The sequence below is a fragment of the Plantibacter sp. AC185 genome (assembly GCF_979258065.1).
This window is the reverse complement of the sequence record NZ_OZ409831.1, coordinates 325,139-344,341: the sequence shown is the minus strand read 5'-3', so window position 1 is coordinate 344,341 and position 19,203 is coordinate 325,139. Positions and strand designations below refer to the sequence as shown.

General features: G+C 69.8%; 15 protein-coding genes and 2 tRNA genes. 8 read left to right on the top strand and 9 right to left on the bottom strand.

The window, feature by feature from the left end; genetic code table 11:
• Positions 1-157: 157 nt before the first annotated feature.
• Positions 158-228: transfer RNA gene (locus ACZZZB_RS01540), tRNA-Gly, on the bottom strand.
• Between the two features lie 193 nt (positions 229-421).
• Here ACZZZB_RS01540 and ACZZZB_RS01535 point away from each other — a divergent pair.
• The 6 genes from ACZZZB_RS01535 (at position 422) to clpX (ending at position 5,434) form a co-directional block, all read left to right on the top strand.
• Positions 422-495, top strand: a tRNA-Pro gene (locus tag ACZZZB_RS01535).
• A gap of 55 nt (positions 496-550) precedes the next feature.
• Positions 551-2,017: a trigger factor gene (tig, locus tag ACZZZB_RS01530; RefSeq protein WP_463528823.1), complete on the top strand. Its 1,467-nt coding sequence runs from the start codon at positions 551-553 to the stop codon at positions 2,015-2,017.
• A gap of 84 nt (positions 2,018-2,101) precedes the next feature.
• Positions 2,102-2,608, top strand: coding sequence for a tetratricopeptide repeat protein (locus ACZZZB_RS01525; protein WP_192018088.1), 507 nt, complete (start codon positions 2,102-2,104; stop codon positions 2,606-2,608).
• A 144-nt stretch (positions 2,609-2,752) separates the two neighbouring features.
• The gene (locus tag ACZZZB_RS01520) at positions 2,753-3,346 is read left to right on the top strand and encodes an ATP-dependent Clp protease proteolytic subunit (RefSeq protein ID WP_056006680.1); all 594 of its coding nucleotides are present in this window, start codon (positions 2,753-2,755) and stop codon (positions 3,344-3,346) included.
• A gap of 30 nt (positions 3,347-3,376) precedes the next feature.
• The gene (locus tag ACZZZB_RS01515; RefSeq protein ID WP_071260849.1) at positions 3,377-4,045 is read left to right on the top strand and encodes an ATP-dependent Clp protease proteolytic subunit; all 669 of its coding nucleotides are present in this window, start codon (positions 3,377-3,379) and stop codon (positions 4,043-4,045) included.
• A 111-nt stretch (positions 4,046-4,156) separates the two neighbouring features.
• The gene (gene clpX / locus ACZZZB_RS01510; protein WP_064295154.1) at positions 4,157-5,434 is read left to right on the top strand and encodes an ATP-dependent Clp protease ATP-binding subunit ClpX; all 1,278 of its coding nucleotides are present in this window, start codon (positions 4,157-4,159) and stop codon (positions 5,432-5,434) included.
• A gap of 72 nt (positions 5,435-5,506) precedes the next feature.
• Here the strand turns inward: clpX and ACZZZB_RS01505 are convergent, their stop codons facing one another.
• Genes ACZZZB_RS01505 through valS form a run of 4 tightly spaced genes read right to left on the bottom strand, consistent with a single transcriptional unit; the run spans position 5,507 to position 10,871 of the window.
• Positions 5,507-7,540, bottom strand: a complete 2,034-nt coding sequence (locus ACZZZB_RS01505) for a M3 family metallopeptidase (RefSeq protein ID WP_463528822.1) — start codon at positions 7,538-7,540, stop codon at positions 5,507-5,509.
• A gap of 33 nt (positions 7,541-7,573) precedes the next feature.
• A complete protein-coding gene (locus ACZZZB_RS01500) occupies positions 7,574-7,831 on the bottom strand; it encodes a hypothetical protein (RefSeq protein WP_192005083.1) in 258 nt (85 codons plus the stop codon).
• Entirely contained in the window at positions 7,831-8,277 is a 447-nt protein-coding gene (locus ACZZZB_RS01495) for a GNAT family N-acetyltransferase (RefSeq protein WP_191940915.1), read from the bottom strand. The genes ACZZZB_RS01500 and ACZZZB_RS01495 overlap by 1 nt, the downstream gene beginning before the upstream one ends.
• Positions 8,274-10,871 (bottom strand): valine--tRNA ligase, encoded by a 2,598-nt coding sequence (valS, locus tag ACZZZB_RS01490; protein WP_463528821.1) that lies wholly within the window; start codon positions 10,869-10,871, stop codon positions 8,274-8,276. The genes ACZZZB_RS01495 and valS overlap by 4 nt, the downstream gene beginning before the upstream one ends.
• A 132-nt stretch (positions 10,872-11,003) precedes the next feature.
• On the opposite strand from valS, the gene ACZZZB_RS01485 reads away from it, so the two are divergent.
• A complete protein-coding gene (locus ACZZZB_RS01485; protein WP_463528820.1) occupies positions 11,004-13,208 on the top strand; it encodes an acyltransferase family protein in 2,205 nt (734 codons plus the stop codon).
• On the opposite strand, the gene ACZZZB_RS01480 is transcribed toward ACZZZB_RS01485, so the two are convergent.
• The 4 genes from ACZZZB_RS01480 to ACZZZB_RS01465 are packed head-to-tail and all read right to left on the bottom strand — an operon-like array spanning position 13,188 to position 18,326.
• Entirely contained in the window at positions 13,188-14,861 is a 1,674-nt protein-coding gene (locus ACZZZB_RS01480) for a dipeptide ABC transporter ATP-binding protein (RefSeq protein ID WP_463528819.1), read from the bottom strand. The two genes, ACZZZB_RS01485 and ACZZZB_RS01480, sit on opposite strands and share 21 nt — an antisense overlap.
• On the bottom strand, positions 14,858-15,736 hold the full coding sequence (locus tag ACZZZB_RS01475; RefSeq protein ID WP_463528818.1) for an ABC transporter permease: 879 nt from the start codon (positions 15,734-15,736) through the stop codon (positions 14,858-14,860). Before ACZZZB_RS01475 ends, ACZZZB_RS01480 begins: the two co-directional genes overlap by 4 nt.
• A complete protein-coding gene (locus tag ACZZZB_RS01470; protein WP_191940920.1) occupies positions 15,733-16,710 on the bottom strand; it encodes an ABC transporter permease subunit in 978 nt (325 codons plus the stop codon). Before ACZZZB_RS01470 ends, ACZZZB_RS01475 begins: the two co-directional genes overlap by 4 nt.
• A complete protein-coding gene (locus tag ACZZZB_RS01465) occupies positions 16,707-18,326 on the bottom strand; it encodes an ABC transporter substrate-binding protein (RefSeq protein WP_229938541.1) in 1,620 nt (539 codons plus the stop codon). Before ACZZZB_RS01465 ends, ACZZZB_RS01470 begins: the two co-directional genes overlap by 4 nt.
• 208 nt (positions 18,327-18,534) lie before the next feature.
• Between ACZZZB_RS01465 and ACZZZB_RS01460 the strand changes: the two genes are divergently transcribed.
• Positions 18,535-19,185 (top strand): TetR/AcrR family transcriptional regulator, encoded by a 651-nt coding sequence (locus ACZZZB_RS01460; RefSeq protein WP_463528817.1) that lies wholly within the window; start codon positions 18,535-18,537, stop codon positions 19,183-19,185.
• Positions 19,186-19,203 lie beyond the last annotated feature (18 nt).

Here is a 19,203-nt window from a genome sequence, read left to right as displayed (position 1 = left end):
GCAGCTCGACACGTGCCACTTCAGTGACCGGGACAGGTGCGCCCGGGACGTTTCGACCCCTGAGTCTGTCGAAAGGGCTCGGCGTCAGAAGGCCGCTGGACCGGAGCCGAACCGTCGCGCCTGCTCGCACGGCGCTGCATGGTTCTGACGAACGGAGAGGGGATGACGGGAATCGAACCCGCGTAATCAGTTTGGAAGACTGAGGCTCTACCATTGAGCTACATCCCCGAGGCGTCGCAATGCGACGAACTCACCCGGTAATGCTACTGCATCCCGAGCGCCCATCCGTGCAGCTTCGTGTCCCGAGGCCGGTTCCGCCCCGGAAACCGCACAGGGGCCGCACAGATTCTGGGCTAGACTGACCGAGGCCATTTCGCCCGCCGCTCGTCGGTCGGGCCGGCTGGCCGGATTGTCGCCGATCCGGGGCGTAGCTCAGCTTGGTAGAGCGCCCGGTTTGGGACCGGGAGGTCGCAGGTTCGAATCCTGTCGCCCCGACTCCGTTTTGCGTCCTCAACTGAGGCAGAATCCCCGACACAGGAGAAGTAATCACGTGAAGACCACGGTCGAGAAGCTGAGCCCCACTCGCGTCAAGCTCGCCATCGCGGTGACGCCCGAGGAGCTCAAGCCGAGCATCACCCACGCCTACGGACACATCGCCGAGGACATCAACGTCCCCGGCTTCCGTAAGGGCAAGGTGCCACCGGCGATCATCGACCAGCGCGTCGGCAAGGGCGCCGTGATCGAGCACGCCGTCAACGAAGGCCTCGACGGCTTCTTCCGCAAGGCACTCGAGGAGAACGAACTCCGTCCGCTCGGTCGCCCGCAGGCCGACATCGTCGAGTGGCCGAACGAGAAGGACTTCTCCGGCGACCTGCTCGTGAACATCGAGGTCGACGTCCGTCCCGAGATCACGCTTCCCGCCTACGAGGGCCTCGAGCTCACCGTCGACGCTCAGGAAGCCGGCGAAGCCGACGTCCAGGACGAGCTCGACCGCATCCGTGCACGCTTCGGCACGCTCGTGACCGTCGACCGCCCGGCCAAGACGGGCGACTTCGCCCAGCTCGACCTGGTCGCCAAGATCAACGACGCCGAGGTCGACCGCGCGAGCGGCGTCTCCTACGAGATCGGTTCGGGCGAGCTGCTCACCGGCATCGACGAGGCACTCGACTCCCTCACCGCCGGTGAGACCACCACCTTCACCTCGCCGCTGCTCGGTGGCGAGCACGAGGGCGAGGACGCCGAGGTCACCGTCACCCTGACCGCCGTCAAGGAGCGCGAGCTTCCCGAGGCCGACGACGACTTCGCTCAGATCGCGAGCGAGTTCGACACCATCGACGAGTTCAAGGCGCAGCTGCGCGAGGTCGTCGAGCGCCAGCAGGTCATCACCCAGGGCCGCGACGCACGCACCGCGCTCGTCGACGCCATGCTCGAGGCCGCGCAGATCCCCGTGCCCGAGAGCGTCATCGAGGACGAGGTGCACCGTCACCTCGAGGGCGAGAACCGCCTCGAGGACGACGAGCACCGCGCCGAGGTCACCGAGTCCAGCGAGAAGGCACTGCGCACGCAGCTCCTCCTCGACGCACTGGCGGAGTCGCTCAACGTCCAGGTGAACCAGAACGAGCTCACCGAGTACCTCATCCAGAGCGCGTCGCAGTACGGCATGGAGCCCGGTGAGTTCATCGAGGCACTCGGCCAGCAGGGTCAGATCCCCGCCATGGTCGGCGAGGTCGCCCGCAACAAGGCCATCGCCATCGCGCTCGGCAAGGCCGAGGTCGTCGACTCCAACGGCAAGCCCGTCGACCTGAGCGACTTCGTCGCCGTGGTCGAGGACGAGGACGCCGCCACCGAGACTGCAGCCGACGAGACGACCGAGGCTCCGGCCGAGGACGCCGCTGACGAGGCTCCGGCCGAGGCCGAGCCGAAGAAGGCCGCCGCCAAGAAGGCACCTGCGAAGAAGGCGCCCGCCAAGAAGGCACCGGCCAAGAAGGCCGCTGCCGACGAGGCCGCTGCCGAGTAGAACAGCACCAGCAGTGACGACAGGGGCGGAAGCGATTCCGCCCCTGTCGTCGTCTCCGGACACGTCAGCCGAATGGGAGCCATCATGACGACGACCGACGCAACCGGCTGGGACGACCGCGTCGCAGCCGTCTGGGCCGACGAGACCATCGACGACGAGCAGCGCATCGCGGCCATCGACGCCCTGGTCGCCGAGCGTCCGGCGCGTGACGCCCGCGCCGCCTTCGAGGCGGCCGGCGCGCGCGACTCCGCCGGCCACGAGGTCGAGGCCGAGGTGCTCTACCGGGCCGCCCTCGAGGCCGGGCTCGACGAGGAGCACCGTCCGCAGGCGATCATCCAACTGGCGAGCACCCTCCGCAACCTCGGCCGGACCGCTGAGAGTGTCGTCCTGCTCGAACAGCAGCTCGCGGACGATCCGACCGGTCCGTACGCGGACGCGACCGCGGCCTTCCTGGCCCTGGCGCTCGCCAGCTCGGGGGACCCGCGTCGAGCGACCGCCGTCGCGCTCCGCGCTCTCGTGCCGCACCTGCCGCGATACCACCGGTCCGTCCGCGCCTACGCCGACGAACTCGAGACGGATCCGCTCCGCTGAGCCCCAACGGTCGCGCGGTCCGTCCGCTCGCCGTCCGCCTCCGGCGAACCCCGCCGCCCGGGAGTCTGCCGAGGGCGAACAGGGCGTTGGTCGCGCGTCGCCTCCGATAGATTCGAACCACTGCACAACCGAAACGGAGCGATAATGGCCGAACCACAGTTCTCGCCCAGTGTCTTTGACCGCCTGCTGAAGGACCGGATCATCTGGCTGGGCGCCGAGGTCCGCGACGAGAACGCGAACGAGATCGCGGCCAAGCTGCTGCTCCTCGCCGCGGACGACCCGAAGCGCGACATCTACCTCTACATCAACTCGCCCGGTGGCTCCATCACGGCCGGCATGGCCATCTACGACACCATGCAGTTCGTGCCGAACGACATCGTCACGGTCGGTATCGGCATGGCCGCGTCGATGGGTCAGCTCCTCCTCACGGCCGGCACCAAGGGCAAGCGCTACATCACCCCGAACGCCCGCGTGCTCCTCCACCAGCCGCACGGCGGATTCGGCGGGACGTCGAGCGACATCCAGACCCAGGCGCAGCTCATCCTCGACATGAAGCGCCGTCTCGCCGAGATCACCGCGGCGCAGACCGGCAAGAGCGTCGAGCAGATCAACGCCGATGGCGACCGCGACCGCTGGTTCAACGCCGAAGAGGCGCTCGAATACGGTTTCGTCGACCACCTCCGTGAATCCGCGCTCGACGTGGCCGGCGGCGGCGGAACCGTCGACAGCGACAAGTAACCCGGCTTCGACCAGACAGGAATGCAACACATGGAGACTCCAACGTTCAGTGCGGCGGGCCGCTCGCTGCAGATGCCGGGTGCTCGCTACATCCTCCCGAGCTTCGAAGAGCGCACGGCCTACGGCTACAAGCGCCAGGACCCGTACGCGAAGCTCTTCGAGGACCGCATCATCTTCCTCGGCGTGCAGGTCGACGACGCATCGGCCGACGACATCATGGCCCAGCTGCTCGTGCTCGAGAGCATGGACCCCGACCGCGACATCGTCATGTACATCAACTCACCCGGTGGCTCGTTCACCGCGATGACGGCGATCTACGACACGATGCAGTACATCCGTCCGCACGTCATGACGGTGGTCCTCGGACAGGCGGCCTCCGCCGCTGCCGTGCTCACCGCCGCCGGTACGCCGGGCAAGCGCCTGGCGCTCCCGAACGCCCGCATCCTGATCCACCAGCCCGCCGTCGGCGAGGCCGGCCACGGACAGGCTTCGGACATCGAGATCCAGGCGGCCGAGATCCTCCGCATGCGCGGCTGGCTCGAGTCGACCCTGGCACACCACTCCAACCGTTCGGTGGAGCAGGTCAACAAGGACATCGACCGCGACAAGATCCTCTCGGCCGCCGAGGCGCTCGAGTACGGTCTCATCGACCAGGTGCTCACCTCACGGAAGAACCCGATCGCGGCCATCACGGCCTGACCCGGTTCCCGTGCTCACGACTCGGCGCGTCATCCCAGCGGGGTGGCGCGCCGAGTTGTCGCAGGGACAGGTTAGGCTCGGAGCACCGAATCTCCAGGGAGAGGGAAAGACATGGCACGGATAGGCGAAAGCGCCGATCTGCTCAAGTGCTCGTTCTGCGGCAAGAGCCAGAAGCAGGTCCAGCAGCTGATCGCTGGTCCCGGCGTGTACATCTGCGACGAGTGCGTCGAGTTGTGCAACGAGATCATCGCCGAGCGACTCGCTGAAGCGAGCGAGGAGACGGTGAGCGAGTTCGACCTCCCGAAGCCGAAGGAGATCTTCGCCTTCCTCGAGGAGTACGTCATCGGCCAGGAGGCCGCGAAGAAGGCGCTCTCGGTCGCGGTGTACAACCACTACAAGCGCGTCCGCTCCCGCGCCACGCTCGCTCCCGCCGAGACGGTGCACGACGACATCGAGATCGCGAAGAGCAACATCCTCCTCATCGGCCCGACGGGCTGCGGCAAGACGTATCTCGCGCAGACCCTCGCGAAGCGACTGAACGTCCCCTTCGCCGTCGCCGATGCGACAGCACTGACCGAGGCCGGCTACGTCGGCGAGGACGTCGAGAACATCCTCCTCAAGCTCATCCAGGCCGCCGACTACGACGTCAAGCGCGCGGAGACCGGCATCATCTACATCGACGAGGTCGACAAGATCGCACGCAAGGCGGAGAACCCCTCCATCACGCGCGACGTCTCCGGCGAGGGCGTCCAGCAGGCGCTCCTCAAGATCCTCGAGGGAACCGTCGCCTCGGTACCCCCGCAGGGCGGCCGGAAGCACCCGCACCAGGAGTTCATCCAGATCGACACGACGAACGTTCTGTTCATCGTCGCCGGGGCCTTCGCCGGGCTCGAGGAGATCATCTCCTCCCGCGCGGGCAAGAAGGGCATCGGCTTCGGCGCACCCCTGCACAGCAAGGGCGACGACGTGAACCTCTTCGGCGAGGTCCTGCCGGAAGACCTCCATAAGTTCGGCCTCATCCCCGAGTTCATCGGTCGCCTGCCGGTCGTCACGACGGTCACGCCGCTCGACCAGCACGCGCTCATGGAGATCCTCACGGTCCCGAAGAACGCGCTCGTGCGTCAGTACCAGCGCATGTTCGAGATCGACGGCGTCGAGCTGGAGTTCGACCAGGCAGCACTCGAAGCGATCGCCGACCTCGCCGTCCTCCGCAAGACCGGTGCCCGAGGGCTCCGAGCCATCATGGAAGAGGTGCTCGGGCCGATCATGTTCGAGGTGCCCTCCACCGACGAGGTCGCTCGCGTGGTCATCACCCGGGAGTCCGTCGTCGAGAACGCGGCCCCGACGATCGTCCCTCGTGCGGCTCGCCGCCAGGAGAAGTCGGCCTAGACGACATCCAGCGGTGAACAGCCCGCCGCAGCGCCCCGGAACCTCCGGAGCAGCTGCGGCGGGCTTCGTCGTTCAGTCCTCGAGCCCGCGGCGTCGGAGGAGCGGCTCGATGACCGCGTCGCGTCCACGGAAGTCGCGGTAGGCCTCCAGAGGATCCTTCGAACCGCCGACCCCGAGGAGCTTGGTGCGCAAGCGGTCGCCGTTCTCCCTCGTCATTCCGCCGTTCTCCGTGAACCAGTCGACGGTGTCCGCGTCGAGCACCTCGCTCCAGATGTAGGAGTAGTAGCCGGCGTCGTATCCACCCGAGAAGGTGTGGGCGAAGTACGTGCTCGCGTAGCGGGGCGGGACGGCCGGATTGTCGAGTCCGGCGGACCGGAGTGCCGCCGCCTCGAACGCCTCGACGTCGTCGACCCGGTCTTCTGCACCGATGCTGTGCCACGCCTGGTCGAGCATCGCCGCAGCGAGGTACTCGCTCGTCGAGAAGCCCTCGTTGAACCCCTCGGACGCCTGGAGCTTCGCCACCAGTTCCTGCGGCATCGGCTCACCGGTCTCGACATGCCTGGCGTAGCCGGCGAGCACCTCGGGCCACAGCATCCACATCTCGTTCACCTGGCTCGGGAACTCGACGAAGTCCCGGAAGACGTTCGTACCGGAGAACCGCGGGTACTCGACCTCCGCGAAGAGACCGTGCAGCGCGTGGCCGAACTCGTGGAAGAAGGTCGTGACCTCATCGAGGCTCAGCAGGGTCGGCTCACCCTCGGCCGGCTTCGGGACGTTCAGGTTGTTGACCACGACGGTGGGCTGGTCGAGCAGGCGGTTCTGGGAGATGAGCGCGTTCATCCAGGCGCCGCCGCGCTTGCTGTCGCGGGTGTACAGGTCGAGGAGGTACAGGCCGAGGCCGGAGCCGTCCTCGTTCCAGACCTCGAAGACACGGACGTCGGGGTGGTAGCCCTGGAGATCGGCCCGTTCGGCGAAGGTGATGCCGTAGAGCTTGGTCGCTGCGGCGAACACCCCGTCGAACAGGACCCGCTCCGCCTCGAAGTACGGGCGCATCACGCTGGTGTCGACATCGAACCGGTCGATCCTGACCTGTTCGGTCGCGAACGGCCAATCCCAGGCCTCGACGGTCTCGAGACCAGTGACCCGCTCGAGCTCGCGCTGTTCCCGATCCGCGTTGCGGGCGGCGGGGATCGCCAGACGGGAGAGGAGCGCTGCGACGGCCTCCGGGGTCCCCGCGGTCTGGTCCGCGGTGACCACTGCCGCGTGCGACGGGAACCCCAGGAGCGCGGCGCGCTCGGCTCGGAGGCGGGTGATCTCGAGGACGAGGTCGCGGTTGTCGTTCGGCCCGCCGTGTGTGCCTCGGGCACGGGAGGCCGTCATGATCCGCTCGCGGACGCCACGGTGCGTCAACGACGACAGCGCCGGATGGCCGGTCGGGAGGACGAGGGTGACGAGCCAACCGTCGAGGCCTCGCTCGGCGGCCGCCTGGGCCGCGGCGGAGATCTCGCCCGCACTCAGGCCGTCGAGCTCTGCGGCATCGGTGAGGTGGACGGCGAGCTCGTTGGTGTCGGCCAGGAGCTGCTTCTCGAACCGGGTGGTCAGTGTCGAGAGGCGGAGATTGAGGTCGGAGAGCCGCTGCTTCTCCTCGGCGTCGAGACCGGCGCCCGCGAGCGTGTGTTCGCTGTACACGCGTCGGACGAGGTAAGCCGCCTCGTCCGTCAGCTGGAGGTCGTCGAGATTCGCGTGGACCGCCGCGATCCGCGCGTACAGCGCGGGGTCGAGCCTGATCGCGTCCTCGTGGGCGGCCAGCTGCGGAGCGAGCTCCTCCTCGAGATCATTGGTGAACGCGGAGCTGTCCGCCGAACTCTGATTGAAGAAGACCGCTGCGACCCGCCGGAGGATCGCGCCGCTCCGTTCGAGTGGGATCAGCGTGTTCTCGAAGGTCGGCGCGTGGTCCTGCGCGGTGATCGCCGCGATCTCGTCGAGTTGCTGCGCGAACCCGGCGGTGAAGGCGGGGCGGAAGTGCTCCTCGCGGATCTCGCCGAACGGCGGCAGCTGATAGGGGAGTGTGCTCGGCTGGAGGAACGGATTCGTGTGTGATTCCATACCTCACCCTATCCAGCGTGCCGGGGAGGAGGCTCAGTCCTCGTCGTCGTCGTGGTCGTCGTCCGGCCGGGTGAGGCTGACGGATCCGTCCGCGTGTTGACGGATGATCGTACCGTCGTCGAGCTCGACGACGGGTCGGCGTTCGAGCCAGGTGAGGGTCCAGCGCCACGAGGACGTGTCGACACCCTGCGCGAGCAACTCCTGCTCCTCAGCGGCGATGGCCGTCTGCACAGGCGTCGGCACGTTCTCCGGTGGCTTGGCGCCGACGGCCCAGCGGGTTCCGAGTTGCATCACGGCTCCAGGTCGTAGGTGACCCAGCTCGTGCGGGTCGCCAGCTTGTCGTACACGGCCTGGGCGCGCTCGTTGTCGGCGGCGGTGATCCACCGGACGACGCTGTGGCCGTCCGCCTTCGCGAGGTCGCGGACGTGCTCGATCAGCGCGGTCCCGACCCCGCCGGTGCGGGCGTCCTCGGCGACGAAGAGGTCGTCGAGGTAGAGCCCGGTCCCGCCGGCGAGGGCACGGGGGAACACGCGATAGTGGGCGAGCCCGACGAGGGCGCCCTGTGCGTCCTCCGCGACGAGCGCGGTCAACGGGTGGGTCGGGTCGCTGAGCCAGCGCCACACGAGGACGGCCTTCTCGTCGGTCAGGGGGTTGCCGTAGAACTCCCCGTAGCCGGAGTACAGCGCGTGCCAGGCGAACAGGTCGCTCTCGACGGCGGGACGGATGGTGACGCTCATGCGCGTGCCTCCTCGGCGTCGGCCGCCGGCGTGAAGACGATGTCGCCGACCGACAGGACGTCGGCGGTGCGGAACTCGAGGGACTCGATGCGTCCGACGGCGCGGAGGTCGTCTGCGACGAGCGCGAGCAGCTCGATCGATGCGGCGGGTCCGGCGATGACCGCGGAGTCCACCGGGGTCTTCTGGGAGGCCTTGGCGTCGGTCTTCGCGCGCCGGATGCCCGTGAGCGCCTCGCTCGCGAGCTGCAGCACCTGCGGTTCGCCCGCTGCGAGTCCTGCGAACTCCTCGTCGGTCGGCCAGCTGGCACGGTGCACGGAGCCGTCGTGCGTCCAGGACCAGGCTTCCTCGGCCGCGAACGGGATGAACGGGGCGAACAGGCGGAGCAGGGTCGAGAGCGCGATCCGCAGCGCGGCCACCGCCGAAGCCTGCTCAGGGCTCTCCTCGCCGTAGGCCCGTTCCTTGACGAGCTCGAGGTAGTCGTCGCAGAACGTCCAGAAGAACGCCTCGGTGAGCTCGAGCGCGCGCGCGTGGTCGTAACCGGCCAACGCACTGCTGGCGTCGGCGACGGTCTTGCGGAGGACGCTCAGCATGGCGAGGTCGACGGCCTCCGTCACCGGGGCGTCGTCACGACCGGTGAACCCGAGGATGAACTTCGAGGCGTTGAGCACCTTGATCGCCAGGCGCCGGCCGATCTTGATCTGCGTCGGGTTCTGCGGGTCGAAGGCGGCGTCGGTGCCGAGACGGCTCGAGGCCGCCCAGTAGCGGACGGCGTCCGAACCGTGCTGTTCGAGCATGGCCGCCGGCGTGACGACGTTGCCCTTCGACTTCGACATCTTCTTGCGGTCGGGGTCGACGATGAAGCCGGACACGGAGGCGTGCTCCCACGGCTTCTGGTCGTACTCGAGGACGCTGCGGAGCATGGTGGAGAACAGCCAGGTGCGGATGATGTCCTGACCCTGCGGGCGCAGCGAGTACGGGAACACGAGGTCCCAGAGCTCGGGGTCGCGCTCCCAGCCGCCGGCGAGCTGCGGGGTGAGGCTCGACGTGGCCCAGGTGTCCATGACGTCGACCTCGCCCATGAACCCGCCGGGCACGCCGCGCTGCGACTCGTCGTAACCGGGTGCGGCATCGCTGGACGGGTCGACGGGCAGAGCGGCGTGGTCTGGCGCGATCGGCTGGTCGTAGACCGGGTTGCCGTCGGCGTCGAGCGGGTACCAGAGGGGGATCGGCACACCGAAGAAGCGCTGGCGGGAGATCAGCCAGTCGCCGGACAGGCCACCGACCCAGTTCTCGTAGCGCACGCGCATGAAGTCGGGGTGCCACTCGAGCTCCGAGCCGAGTTCGAGGAGGCGGCTGCGGAGCTGTTCGTCGCGGGCGCCGTTGCGGATGTACCACTGGCGGGTCGAGACGATCTCGAGCGGCTTGTCGCCCTTCTCGAAGAACTTCACCGGGTGGGTGATCTGCTTCGGCTCGCCGATCAGGTCGCCCGAGGCGGCGAGGAGGTCGACGACGGTCTGCTTGGCGCTGAAGACGGTCTTCCCGGCGAGCTGCGCGTACGCCTCGAGGCCGGCTTCGGAGGTGATCGCCTCAGGGGCCTCCGAGATGACGCGGCCGTCGAAGCCGAGGATCGCGCGGTTGGGGAGGTCGAGTTCGCGCCACCACACGATGTCGGTGATGTCGCCGAAGGTGCACACCATCGCGATGCCGGCACCCTTGTCGGGCTGGGCGAGGTGGTGGGCGAGCACGGGCACCTCGACGCCGAACACCGGCGTGGTCACGGTCGTGCCGAACAGCGGCTTGAAGCGCTCGTCGTCGGGGTGGGCGACGAGGGCGACGCAGGCGGGGAGGAGCTCCGGCCGTGTGGTCTCGATCTCGATGGTGCCGCCGTCTGGGCGGTGGAAGGAGAGCCGACGGTAGGTGCCCGGCTGCTCCTTGTCCTCGAGCTCCGCCTGGGCGACCGCCGTGCGGAAGGTGATGTCCCAGAGGGTCGGCGCCATGGCCTGGTAGGCCTCACCGCGGTCCAGGTTGCGCAGGAACGCGAGCTGGCTCGCCGTGATCGACTCGTCGCCGATGGTGCGGTAGCTCTGCGTCCAGTCCACGGAGAGGCCGAGCGCACGCCAGACGGCCTCGAACTGCTGCTCGTCCTCGACGGTGAGGCGCTCGCACAGCTCGATGAAGTTGCGACGCGAGATCGGGATCTGGTCGGCGGCCTTGGTGCTCTTGTTGTCGCCACCCTCGAACGGCGGGGTGAAGTCGGCGTCGTAGGGGAGCGTCGGGTCGCACCGGACGCCGTAGTAGTTCTGGACGCGGCGTTCGGTCGGGAGACCGTTGTCGTCCCAGCCCATGGGGTAGAAGACGCGCTTGCCGGTCATCCGCTGGTAGCGGGCGATGACGTCGGTGTGCGTGTAGCTGAAGACGTGACCGATGTGCAGGGAGCCGGATGCGGTCGGCGGCGGGGTGTCGATCGAGTAGATGCACTCACGCGTCGCGCCGTCGCGCTCGAACCGGTAGGTCCCCGCGGACTCCCAGGAGGAGCCCCACTTCTGCTCGAGACCTTCGAGGGCCGGCTTGTCCGGGATGCTGGCAGCGGTCATGAGGCGATCTCCTGCTGATATGTGCGGCACCGTGTCTGCGTGCCTGAGTGTGTGGGAACATCCCATGCTATCGCAGGGGAGCGGGAGGACGCCGGACCGCAGGCCGTCATCCTCCGCCGATAGCATCGGACCGTGTCGACCAGAGCCGCCTCCGGCCCCGTGAGAGCCGACCTCCAAGGCCTTCGCGCCGTGGCGGTCTCGCTCGTCGTGGTGTTCCATCTCTGGCCGGGGCTCGTGCCGGGCGGGTTCGTCGGCGTCGACGTGTTCTTCGCGATCTCCGGGTTCCTCATCACGGCGCACCTCCTCGCCGAGGTCGAGCGGTCCGGTTCGGTCCGACTCGGGCGGTTCTGGGCGCGGCGCGCACGACGGCTGCTCCCCGCTGCGCTCACCGTCCTCACCGCGACCCTCGTCGCGAGCTGGTACCTCGCGCCACTCGGGGACCTGCCCCGGTTCCTGCGCGAGATCGCGTGGTCGGGCCTGTACATCGAGAACTGGGCGCTGGCCGGATCCGCGGTCGACTACCTCGCGGCGGCGGATGCTCCGTCGCCCGTGCAGCACTTCTGGTCGCTGTCGGTCGAGGAGCAGTTCTACCTCGTCTGGCCGATCCTGGTCCTCGTCGCCGGCTGGCTCGCCGTGCGGTTCGCCCGACGCTCGGCTCCGCCGACGGTACGGCGTCGGGGCGTCGCGATCGCGATCGGACTCGTCTGCATCGCGTCGGCCGCGTGGTCGGTCGTCTTCACCGCGCAGGACCCGTCTCCGGCCTACTTCGCGACGACGACGAGGGCCTGGGAGTTCGCCGCCGGGGGACTGACGGCGATCCTGGTGGCCGAGGGAGCCCGGCGCGGGTGGGCGCTGCGGGCGGGTGCGCGCACGGTCGTCGCCTGGCTCGGGTTCGCCGCGATCGGGGCGGCTGCCGTCTGGTATTCGGGGGAGACGCCCTTCCCGGCGTTGACCGCGGCGCTGCCGGTGGGCGGCACGATCGCCGTGATGGTGGCCTGGGCCCCGGACGTCCGGTGGTCGCCGACCGCGCTGCTCGCCCGGGCGCCGATCCAGTGGCTCGGCGACCGCTCCTACGCGGTCTACCTCTGGCACTGGCCCCTCATCGTGTTCGGCGGGATCGTGCTCGCTCGGTCGGCCACCGTCCCCGAGCAGCTCGTCCTCCTCGTCATCACCGGCGTCCTGGCGGAGGTGACGACGCGGTTCGTGGAGCGCCCGATCCGGTTCGGGCGCATCGCCGGTTGGCGGCCCCGACGGGTCATCGGCGCGACCGCCCTCGCGATGAGCGTCCTGTTGGCCGCCTCGATCGGGGTGCTCCCCGGTGCCGAGGCGCGCATCGCGGCCGAACAGCAGCGCATCGAGACCCTGGTCGCGACCCCGTCGAACTGCCTCGGTGCCGCGGAGCTCGTCGATGCTGCGGCGTGCCCGCGAAGCGGCGGAGCGCCATCGGACGGTACGGACGGTTCTGGTGGCGAGACCTCGCGCGACGGTTCCTCGGCGTCGCCCGGGGACGAGACCCGCGGGGTCGTCATTCCCGACGCGTCGCTCGCCGACCTCCCGCCGGACCGCTGCATCACCGACATCCGGGCTGCCGCGTTCGAGGTCTGCGCCTACGGTGCCAGCGCGGAGCAGGCGACGAGGACGGTGGCGCTCATGGGCGACTCGCACGCCGAGCAGTGGTTGCCGGCGTTCGCGACGGCCGCCGAGGCGAACGGGTGGCGGCTCTTGGTCGCGGCGAAGAGTTCCTGCCCGTTCAGCGACGCCGAGCGCACCGAGCCCGGGACCAGCGCGGCGGTGCTCGCCGAGATGCGCGCCGGGTGCTTGAGCTGGAACCGCGACGCCCTCGAGCTGCTGCAGGACGAACCGGAGATCGACACGCTCGTCGTCTCGGCGCGCGCTCGGAACCCGGTCGTCGCCGAGGGGGACCGCGACTGGCGGGAGGTGGCCGCGGAAGCCTATGCGGAGCGCTGGGCGCTCGTGCCCGCGACGATCGAGCAGATCGTCGTGCTGCGCGACACCCCGACGATGTCGGACGACGTGCTGGAGTGCGTCCGCGACGACGCTGACCCGGAGGACGGGTGCGCCCGGAACCGGAGCGACGCGCTCACGGAGGATCCGCAGTACGAGGCCGCCCTCGCGAGCACCGACCCACGGGTCCGACCCGTCGACCTCTCGGACGCCCTGTGCGCGTCCGATCGGTGCTCGCCGGTGATCGGCGGTGTCCTCGCGTACCGCGACCACCACCACCTGAGCTGGGTGTACGCCGAGACCCTCGCGCCCGTCGTCCAGGCGGTGCTGGATCGGATCCCGACGCCGGAGTCAGACGGCGTCGCGCCCTGACGCCGCACCGGGCGCGATGAGGCGCGGAGCGTCGGCTGCGAGTCGGGCGGTGTAGGGGTGGGCCGGGGCGGTGAACACCTGCTCGGCGTCGCCATGCTCGACCACCCGTCCGTGCTGCATCACGGCGACCCGGTCGCTCATGTGCCGGATGACGCCGAGGTCGTGGGAGATCAGCAGGTAGCTCAGGCCGTGGCGTCGCTGCAGCTCGTCGAGGAGGTCCAGGATCCTGGCCTGGACGGTGACGTCGAGCGCGGAGACGGGTTCGTCGAGGATAAGCGTCGACGGTCGACTCGCGAGTGCCCGGGCGATCGCCACGCGTTGCCGCTGCCCGCCAGAGAGCGTCCGCGGGCGCGCGCGAGCCAGCGAGGGATCGAGGCCGACGTCCGCGAGGAGACGGGTGATGTCGCGAGGTGCGGCTTCGCGTCCACGAACGGCGTCAGCGAGGATGGCGTCGACGCGCCAGCGTGGGTCGAACGAGCTCAGCGGATCCTGCGAGACCCAGCCCAGACGGTTCCGTCGTGGACGACGCGCTTGCTCCGGGAGCTCCGACCACGGTTCGCCCTCGAAGAGCACGGCTCCCGACTGCGGCGCCGTGAGGCCGAGTGCGATGCGAGCGAGGGTGGTCTTGCCCGAACCGGACTCGCCGACCACGCCCAGGGTCGTCCCCGGGTCCAGGCGGAGCGAGACGTCGTCGACCGCGAGGATCGCCGAGGCGCCGCGGCCGCGTTCGAAGCTCCGGGTGACGGATCGGAACTCCAGCGCGGGTGCGTCCGATCCGGTCTGCGTCGTCGGGCGGGTGCCCGTCGCCGGCTGTTCGGCCATCGGGGCCGAGTCGACCGCCGGGTCCGCGCTGAGGCGCGTCCCTCGAGCGCGGTCGGTGGGGACCGCGGCGATGAGGGCTCGGGTGTACGGGTGTGTCGGCCTGGTCAGCACCTGCTCGGCCGGCCCCTGCTCGACGACGACACCGTGCTGCATCACGACGAGGTGGTCGGCGATCGACGAGACGACGGCGAGGTCGTGGCTGATCAGGAGGAGGCCCGCGCCGCGCCGCTTGACGTCGTCGAGGAGGCCGATGATGCGAGCTTGGACGGTGACGTCGAGCGCGGTCGTCGGTTCGTCGGCGATGAGGAGGTCGGGGTCCAGTGCGATCGCCGACGCGATGAGCGCGCGCTGGCGGAGCCCGCCGGAGAGTTCACCGGAACGTTGGCCGATGCGGGAAGCCGGGTCGGGCATGCCGACGGATTCGAGGAGTTCGAGCACCCGCCGGGTGCGGGCGGTCCGGTCGAGGTCGGTGCCGAGTCGGAGTGCGTCGTCGATCTCGCGCCCGATCGGTCGCAGGGGGTCGAGCGACACGAGCGCGTCCTGGAGGACGAGTCCGATGCGACGCCCGCGCAGGCGTCGCCAGGCCGATGCTCCGAGTCCGCGGAGATCGGTGCCGTCGAAGTCGAGTCGAGCGGCCGTCACCCGCGCCGATGCGCCGGCGAGGCCCAGGAGCGTTCTGGCGGTCACGCTCTTGCCGGAGCCCGACTCGCCGACGATCGCGACGCAGGTGCCGCGCTCGACGTGGAAGGAGACGCCGGAGACGACGGCGTCCCCGCTGCCGAATCCGACCGTCAGTGCTTCCACCTGGAGCAGTGGAGTGGAGTCGCTCATCGGCCGTCCTCCCGAGATCGGCGCTGGAGACCCCGGCCGAGGACCGTGGTGGACAGGGCGGTCGCGACGATCATCAGACCGGGGAACGCCGTGAGCCACCACGCCGTCGCGAGATACGTGCGTGCTGCGGCGAGCATGGCACCCCACTCCGGCGCGGGTGGTTGCGCCCCGAGCCCGAGGTAGCTCAGGGCGGACGCCCAGACGACCGCCTGTCCGATGCCCAGGGTCGCGAGGACGAACAGCGGGGCGACGGCGTTCGGGAGGATGTGTCGGAACAGGATCCGGGCCGGCCCGTGCCCGAGCACTCGCGCGGCCTCGACGAAGTCGGAGGAGCGGACCTGGAGCAGTTGACCGCGGATGAGGCGCGCGTAGCCCGGCGCCGTCGACAGGCCGACCGCGATCGTCGCCGTGACGGGACCGGGCCCCGCGATGACGATCACGAGGAGCGCGAGCAGCAGGCCGGGGAACGCGAAGAGCACCTCGAGGACGCGTCCCACGGTGAAGTCCGCGATCCGGCCGCCGACTGCGGCGATCGTCGCGAGGACCGCTCCGAGGATCAGTCCGATGGCCGTCGTGGCGACGCCGATGAGGAGCGAGGTCCCCGCACCGTGTACGACCCGGCTCCAGACGTCGCGGCCGGACTCGTCCGTGCCGAACCAATGGGTGAGGGAGGGCGGCGAGAACGCGGCCCGCGGGTCGACCGCCGTCGGTGATGCTGTCGCGAACAGCTGGGGGACGAGCGCACAGCCGAGCAGGAACAGCACCACCACGGCCGCGACGATCTCGGGTGCGCCGAATCCCGATGACCGGCGCCATCCGCGGCGGACCCGGGCGTCGGCGCTTCCGGACGTCGGCGTGAGCGCGAGCCCGCTCATGAACCGGACCGCCGGATCCGGTCGCGTGGGTCGAGCAGCTCCGCCGCGAGGTCCGCGAGGAACATGACGACGACGTAGGCCACCGCCGAGCTCAACACCACGCCGGTGACCACCGGGACGTCGCGCACGGTCACCGCCTGGAGCAGCGTCCGTCCGAGACCGGGCCGGGCGAAGATGGTCTCCACCACCACCGCGCCGCTGATGAGGTATCCGAAGGCCCATCCCGACAGGTTCACCGCCGGCACGGCGGCGTGGCGTAGGCCGTGTCTGAGCAGCAGGCCGGTCGTCGACTCACCTCGGGCGGCCGCGGAGACGGCGAACGGTGCGCTCCCCGCGTCGAGCAACGGTTCCCGCATCACCTGGGCCAGGAACCCGGCGACCGGGATGGCCAGGGTCAGCACCGGGAGGATGAGACCGACCGCATCACCCGTGCTCACCGGAGGGAGCCATCCGAGCCAGGTGCTGAAGAGCGTGATGAGGACGGTCGCGAGCCAGAACTGGGGGAGCGACGCCGCCACGAGCTCGACGGCCGATCCGAGGGCCGCGGACACCCGCCCGCCACGGGTCGACCAGACCGCGAGGCCGAGCGCCAGGAGCCAGGCGACGGCGAGCGACGCCGTGGCCAGCACCAGCGTCCCGCCGAGCTGTTCGGCGAGCACCTGGGCCACCGGCGTGCGGAGGGACGCCGACGCGCCGAGATCTCCCTGGACCAGCCGGACCAGTTGCGCCAGGTACTGGACGAGGAGCGGCTGGTCCAGGCCGTACTGCTCGCGCACCCGCGCGAGCGCTTCCGCCGACGCCTGGGAGCCGGGGCCACCGAGATAGGCCTGCGCCGGGTCGCCGGGGATCAGCCGGACGGCGAAGAAGGTGACCGTCGCGACCGCCCAGAGCACGAACACAGCACCGGCCAGACGTGCCCCGATCCGCCCGGCCAGGCGGCGGAGGTCGCGTCCCGAGCGGCCGACGGAGCTCACTCCACGAGCCAGGCGTCCCCGAAGACCGGCGTCGACACCGTCGGCAGCGCGCGGACGCCCTGCAGCGAGGTGCTCAGCAGGAAGTGGTTCTGCTGGTCGTAGAGCGGCAGGATGTAGTAGCCGTCGAGGATGATCTGCTGCGCCTGCTCGTAGAGGAACGCCCGTTCCTCGGGATCGAGGGTGTCGCTCGCCTGCTTCAGGATCTCGTCGAGCGCGGGGTCGTCCAGCTGGGCGTGGTTCGCGAAGTAGCCGCTCGGCGCCGGGACGATGCCCGAGGAGTCGTAGAGCACGCGGAGGACGTCCGGTCCCACCTTCGTGTACGGAGCGCTGACGGCCTCGTAGGCGTTAGAGCCGAGCGCCTCGTACCAGCTCGAGAGGTCGAGCAGCTCGAGCTGCACGTCGAAGCCGGCGTCGCCGGCTCCGGCCTGGATCTGCTCGAAGAGCGACTGCTCGGCCGGGATCGACTGGTTCGTGCTGACGGGGAACCGTACGGTCAGTCGGACGCCGTCCTTCGTCCGCACGCCGTCCTCGTCCTTCTCGGTCCAGCCGGCCTCGTCCAGGAGCGTGTTGGCCGCATCGAGGTCGTAGCCGAACAGGCTCTCGTCGGAGTAGGCGGTCGCCTCCGCACTCGACAGCGGGGAGTAGGAACGCTTCGCCGTACCGAAGAACAGGGACTCGATGCCGGCGTTCACGTCCGTCGACCGCACGAAGGCCTCTCGCACGCGCTGGTCGTCGAACGGCGCCTGTCCCGCGTTGAGCTCGATGCGGTTCGAGGCACCGGGGCGCGGTGCGTCCAGGTCGACGATCGTCTTCGAGTCCTTCGCCTGCGCGATCGTGTCGGGCTGCGCGTTGTCGATGATGTCGACGTCGCCGCTCTGGAGTGCCGCGAAGCGCGACGCGGAGTCGGGGATGAAGCGCCACGTGATGCCGTCGAGGTACGCCGGCCCGTCGTTCGCGGCGTCGCTCGGTGCCGAGTCGTACGCGTCGTTCCGGACGAGCGAGACGTGGTCCTGCTTCACCCACTCGTCGACGACGAACGGTCCGGTACCGACCGGCGCATCGCAGTTCGCCGCTTCACCGCGGGCGATCCCCGTCGGGGACTCCATCGCCGTCCACGGCTGCGACAACGACTCCAGGAGCGCGCTGTCGGGAGCGGAGAGGATGAACCGGGCCGTCGTGGCGTCGACCGCCTCGACCGACGCGACCTTGCCCACCGCGAGGTAGCCCGTGGATGACTTCGTCGCCGGGTCCTGCAGGTGCTCGATGTTCGCCTTGACCGCCGCCGCGTCGAACGGGGTGCCGTCGGTGAACGTCACGTCCGACCGCAGCGTGAACTCCCAGGTCAGGCCGTCCTCCGACGTCGTCCAGGATTCGGCGAGCCACGGGATGATCTCACCCTTCGCGTCTCGGGAGACGAGCGGCTCGAGGAACTGCGCACTCAACAGGGCCTGCGGGTAGTTGCCACCGACGTGCGGATCCAGACACGTGGGCTCGGCGTCCCCGCTGGCGTAGACGAGCGTCCCACCGGCCTTCGGCGTGCTCGACGCGGCCGGCGTCCCCGGTGCACACGCTGCGAGCAGGACCGCGAGCGGAACGAGCGCCGCGGCGATGCGCAACGGACGACGCGAGGATGCAGGGCGTCGACGGGCAGAGGAGGGGGATGCGGGCACAGGGACTCCAGAAGGCGATCGACCGGGTGCTGAGGGCCCGGTGGCGGCGTCGGACGAATTATTGGACGCCGTCTCGGAACCAGCATAGAGCCTCAGCACCACGCCCCGACCCCTCGCACGACAGCTAGGCTCACAGGCGGCGGAAGGAGCCCACATGGCACGACCACCGGCACGGAACGCCGTCGGCAGACCCCGACGATCCTCCCGACGCGTCCTCGAGGAGGCGGCCGCCGAACTCTTCCTCGAACAGGGATACCCCGGCACCACCGTCGACCAGATCGCGAGCCGCGCCGGCGTCAGCCGCAACACCTTCTTCAACTACTTCGGCTCCAAGAGCGACGTCCTCTGGGTCGACGTCGACGCCGCGCTCGCCGGACTCGAACGGGCGCTCGCCGCAGGCGGGGACACCCCTGCAACGGACGTCGCCGACGCGATGCCGTCCCTACAATCCGCCCTCCTGGGTATCGCCGAGGAGCGCTCGAACGGCGCCGTGCCCTGGGCACTGACACAGATCGAGCTGATGGACACCGCGTGGGAGCTGCAGGCGTCCGGTCTCGAACGTCTGCTGCGTCTCCAAGCCGTGCTCCGGGTCTCGCTCGCCCGCCTCGCCGTCCGCGCCGACGAGCTGACGATCCGTTCCGCTGCAGCGGCACTCGCCGGCGCGATCGTCGCCGGCGCCGGGGCCTGGGCGGCCGCAGGTGTCGGCCGGGGCGAGCTCGGCGACTACCTCCGCCGCGCGATCGCTCCGGTGGTGGACGGGTACGGCCGCGCCCTCGCCCGGATCGACGGGCCGAGCTCCTCGTAGCCGACCCTCCTCGCAGCC